The sequence below is a fragment of the Deferrisoma sp. genome, from assembly GCF_054681715.1.
The window spans coordinates 1-4791 of the sequence record NZ_BAAHFQ010000203.1 but is presented as its reverse complement, the minus strand read 5'-3'; the positions used below and the strand labels follow the sequence as shown (position 1 = coordinate 4791).

At 68.7% G+C, this 4791-nt stretch carries 3 protein-coding genes and 1 pseudogene; all 4 read right to left on the bottom strand.

The genetic code is table 11. The features are described 5' to 3' along the window. A partial coding sequence (locus ACY0I8_RS16470) for a hypothetical protein (RefSeq protein WP_461395615.1) occupies positions 1 to 194 on the bottom strand: 194 nt, incomplete at its 3' end. Between the two features lie 54 nt (positions 195 to 248). Next, positions 249 to 2882 carry a S1C family serine protease gene (locus tag ACY0I8_RS16465; protein ID WP_461395614.1) on the bottom strand — a complete coding sequence of 878 codons (2634 nt, stop codon included), beginning with the start codon at positions 2880 to 2882 and terminating at the stop codon, positions 249 to 251. Positions 2883 to 3664: 782 nt separating this feature from the next. Next, positions 3665 to 3928: a hypothetical protein gene (locus ACY0I8_RS16460; RefSeq protein WP_461395613.1), complete on the bottom strand. Its 264-nt coding sequence runs from the start codon at positions 3926 to 3928 to the stop codon at positions 3665 to 3667. A gap of 610 nt (positions 3929 to 4538) precedes the next feature. Then, positions 4539 to 4791, bottom strand: a pseudogene (locus ACY0I8_RS16455) (hypothetical protein); the annotation flags it as partial.

The following is a 4791-nucleotide window of genomic DNA, read 5'->3' as shown; positions in this document are numbered from 1 at the left end:
TCCACCACCCGCACGTTCGGCGCCTTCACCAGCCGACCCCGCAACAGGTCCGAGATCACCCGGGCCTCCGCCGCCTCCACCCCCTGGGGCGCGAGTTCGTTCACCACCACCACCACCCGCTCCGCCCGGGCCGGAAACGCCACGGCGAACACGGCCGCCACGACCAGGGTTCGAAGAAGGGGCTTCGGACGCATGGTTGTCTCCCATCCGTACGGAGGCGCGGAACCGGCAAGACCCCGGCCGCGGGCTCAGCGGGCCATGTCCACCAGGGGCCGGGCGAAGTTCACGGGAACGGCCAGGGTGAAGCCGTCGGGGGAACCGGGGGCGCGGCCCGCATCGGTGACCACGCCCACGACACGGCCGGCCTCGTCGTACACAGGTGCACCGGCGTACCCGGCGTAGCGGTCCATGGAGAGTTGAAACAGGCCGCGGTGACGCTCAAGACCGCTCACCACGCCGGCCACCACGGTGTGCTCGTAGGCTTCGCTCACGGGGGTGCCGATGAGGAACACGGCCGCTCCCTTGCGCACGCCCTTGCTGTCGCCGAGGTCGGCGGGGGGGAACGTGCGGCCCGGGGCCGAAACCTTGACCAGGGCCAGGTCGAGTTCCGGGTCGGTCTTGATCACCTGGGCCCGGTACCGCTGGCCGTCGTGGGTCTGGACCACCACCTGGCCGGCCTTCACGGCGGCGGCGCTGGTGAGGAGGTAGCCATCGGGGGTGACGAAGAAGCCCGTGGCGTGGGTCGGACCCGCCCCCGTGTAGGTCATGACCACCACGACTCCCGGGTCGAGGGCCTCGACGAGGGCGGCGCGGCCGCCCCCGGAGGGGAGCGCGGCCCCCTCGTCGGCCGGCGGGGCATCTGGCACCCCTCCGCCCAGTTCGCCTTCGTGGTAGTACAGGACGATCCGGTTCGGGTACGTCGGCCCCTGGGCCACGTAGCGGAAGAAGTCGTCGGCCGCCATGGCCCGCTGCAGGGCCTCTTCGAGGGCCGTCAGTTCTCCGCCGTAGGCCAGCCGGAATACCGCCGTCCGGGTGCGGAAGTCGTAGGCCGAGCGCACCTCGCGCACGCCCTCGATCCGCCCCAGAAGCCCAGAGAACCGGGTGGCCATCACCTTGTAGCGTTGCCCCGAGGTGTTTTTCATGACCACCGCCACCTCGTCGCCCGCTCCCTCGGGCCCGGCGAAGAAGTACTCGAGCCGGCCTTCGGTGAGGGTGCCCATGGCCAGCTTGGCCAGGTCGGGATCGCCCTTCGCCGCCTTCCAGACGGCGTCGTCAATGGCGTACACGCTGCCGCCGGCGTATTCGAACTCGAGGGTCAGGGTGCGGGTGCTCTCGGCGTAGGCCTTGCGCAGTTCGCTCACCCCTTCGAGCGCCGCCACGACGCTGTGGAACCTGCCGGCCACCCGGGCGTAGTCGGCCGGGTCCAGGTTTTTCACCTCGAGGGTCACGTGCCGGGTGTCGGGGGCTTCCTGCAGATAGAAGTAGGCGATGGTCTGGTCCCGGATGGTGTCGGGCACGATCTGCCCGAGCCTCGGGTCGCGCTCGATGGCCTGCCACAGGGCCGCGTCGATCTCGGCCGGCGGCCGGTCGGTGTCGAACCGGTACGACAGGGTGTAGAGGTCGCGGTCGTAGCTCTTGGTCAGGTTCTTCCCGCCCACAGACTTCACGATGCTCTCCAGGGGGGGACCCAACTCCCGGAAGACGCCCGGGGAGATGTTGTGGAACTCCACGGTGAGGCGCACGCTGTCGCCCGCCTTGTACCCCGAGCGGTAGGTGATGACCCTGTCGGTGATGGACTCGAGGGTGCGGGTGGGCACGCGACCACCCGCCTCGAGGGTGTGCCAGATCTTCTCCTCGAGTTCGGCCAGGTCGCCGTCGTAGACGAAGGTGATCACCAGGCGGTCGTCGCCGCCCCCCTCGGCCGGCTGGTAGCGGAACCGAACACCGGAGACGCCCGGCTGCGCCTCGACCGCCTCGCGGTAGGCCACTAGGCGATCGTGGTAGCGGTCGGCGGTGAGGCCCGTGACCACGAGCATCCGGGTTTCGGGCGGCAGGCGCCGCACCACAAACCCCGAAGCCCCCTCGCGGACCACGTCGAAGGCCTGAAACAGCCCGCTGTCGGCCGCGGCCCGGTAGAGGTCGCGGTAGAAGACGTCGGGGGGCGCGGCCGCGTAACCGCGCACGGTGAGCGCCTGGGCGGCCTCGTCGTAGGAGTCGCGCAGGTCCCCCGTCATGCCGGCCGGCCTCGCTACTTTGTCGAGGATCAGATCGCGCTGGGCGAAGTAGTCTTTTTTCGCAAAGCCCTCGAACACGACTTTGACCCGGCCGGGCCGCCCCTCGACCCGACGCACGGCCTCCGAAAGCCCGGCCGTATCGACCCGCGCCGCGAGCGCGGAACACAGCCCCTCCCGCTCGGCGCCAGCCCCATCCGGGCGGAAATCGGAGGTGTGCTCCACCCGGTCCTCGAACACCACCCGACCCGAGTCGGCCGCCACCACCCGCACGACGAGGCCGGTTTTCTGGCGCTTGAGCCCGTACGCCGGGACCTCTTCGATGCCCAGGTCCTCGAGCCACGCCAACGCCACGTACCGGGGGCCGTACTCGTCGTACAGGCGTTTGCGGGCGGCCGCCGTGGGTCCGTTTTTCCCGAAGACCTCGTCGAAGGCGAGGCGCCCCCCCTCGGCCGTGCGGAACACCCGGGCCCGGTAGTCGGCCTCGGGCCCGTCGGCCAGAAACGCGAGTGCGCCGCCCAGGGCCTGCTGAGCCGGCACCTCGAGCGCTTTGTCACCGACGAGCAACACCGCGGTCTGGCCCCAGCACAACGCCCTGGAGCAGACGAGAAGGCCGAGCACCATCACTGCAGATACCGCCCTGTTCTTCATGGACAACCTCCTCCTGGGCCGTGCCCACACCGGATCCGAACCGCGGAACACCCCGCCTCCCAACGGGCCGCTGCTACAGTACCCCGCGCCTGAACCGCCCCCCGAGCCACTTGCGTGGCCCCGCCCAAAAAAGGGCCGTTGCATGCGAAAACCCACCGCAGCACGCAACGGCCCTGACACACTCAGCGAGCAACAACACACAACCGGTTCGATCTTTGTGGCGTGCGCCGCAGATCCCCTCGATTGCGCGGCGTGCGCTTGACTGCGGTACCGGGCACAACCGTTCTATCGCCGGTACCGATGCCGATCAGGCGGGCCAGAAACCCGGAACCCGGCGTGGAACCGACCCGCGCGTTGCGGGCTGGCAGTTGTACAGGGCAAGAGAATCGCAGATCTCCATGAAGCCATCGATAAAGATCTTTGTTCCCCAGCTATTACTCCGGCGGCTAAATAGCCACGGTCGGGGGCATGGGGCCTGCTGGAGCGCCGGGCGTGGCTCCTACAGTCGCTGCATTCGGCACTCAGCCAACGACTGGGACTCTTCCGGCCCAGCAGACTGACGAAAACGCCAAGAGTTCCTGAATGGTTCCGTCCATCCGGCTGAGTGCCGGATGCAGCGTAAGCCGGATGCCGCACTCACGCACGGCCGGAAGCAGGCCCCATGCCCTCGCGATCTCCTTGCGCGCCTGTATTGGCGCCGGGTTAATATAATGATCCCCGACATATCGGGTCAGCACCATCCTGGAACGCGCCCCCAAAAACCCGTCGTCCTCCGCTTCCGATCAAGCAATCACCCTCAATCCGGCGCTCCGCATCCGCCGCGTGAGGTACTGGACGACCGTCTCGACGTCTCCGGCCAAAACCCCCTTTTGCCTGTCGGAGTCATCGCAAAACGCCCCCGCGGTGCCGCGGAACGCATCGGAGACACAGGCTGCCGGATCCACCGCTTCGTCGGCGCGACGCCTGCCGGACACCCGGCTTCCAACCCACGACGACGCCGCGAGTGCAAAAAGCGCGCAGCACGACGCCACCAGCACGAACCGCATGGGGTACCCTCCCGGTGTCCGGGCACAAAAAAGGCGAGTCGCCGGCAAAATCTTCTTCCGCCGAAAACTCGCCTTGGGCATCCGTTCCCACCCCTTTCCCTGCAAGCAGATCTGAGATCACCCCCTGTAGCTTCCTTACGGGAGCACAAGCCTGCCAAACAACGGATTGAAAAGTCAACCCAAGCTTTCGGGGCGGACTCCCGCCCCGGCAACGGCGCTGTCCCGCGCCTATGCCCACGGCGGAAGGTACCATGCGACCGTATCCGGTAAGAGCGGCACCCCCGTGACGCCCCTGGGGGCCCCGGCGGCGCCTTCCGGGCCCGTCCTGCGTTCAACTGCCGGGAATGGGGAATGGTGAGTGGGAAATGGGGAATGGGGAATCGTTCCTGGGGCCGAGCGTCAGCGCCGGGCCCCCACCCTGTGGGAGCGGCCTCCGAGCCGCGACACCCGCCCCCGGCGGGCCTGCGGCCCGGATCGCGCCCTGGAAGGCGCTCCCACTGTCAGGGGTGAGAAGTCAGGGGACAGAAATCAGGAACGTCCTGCCACCGGCGTCCGTCCTCTGTCTCCCGGGGTGGCCGCCGCCCCCACCCTGGGTTCGCGCTCCCCTTCCCTACGGGTTCGGGATCGCGTCGGGGAAGAACAGGGGCTCCCCGCCCTTCCGGAACTCCCGGATGATCCGCTGGCCCCGGGGCCCCGTGAGGTAGCCGATGAGCAGCATGGCGCCCTCGTAGTTCACGTGGGGATATTTGGCCGGGTTCACCGCGATGATGCCGTAGGGGTTGGCGAGCGCCGGGTCCCCCTCGTGGACGACGACGAGGGAGAGCTTTTCGCGCATCGCCAGGTAGGTGCCCCGGTCGGAGAGG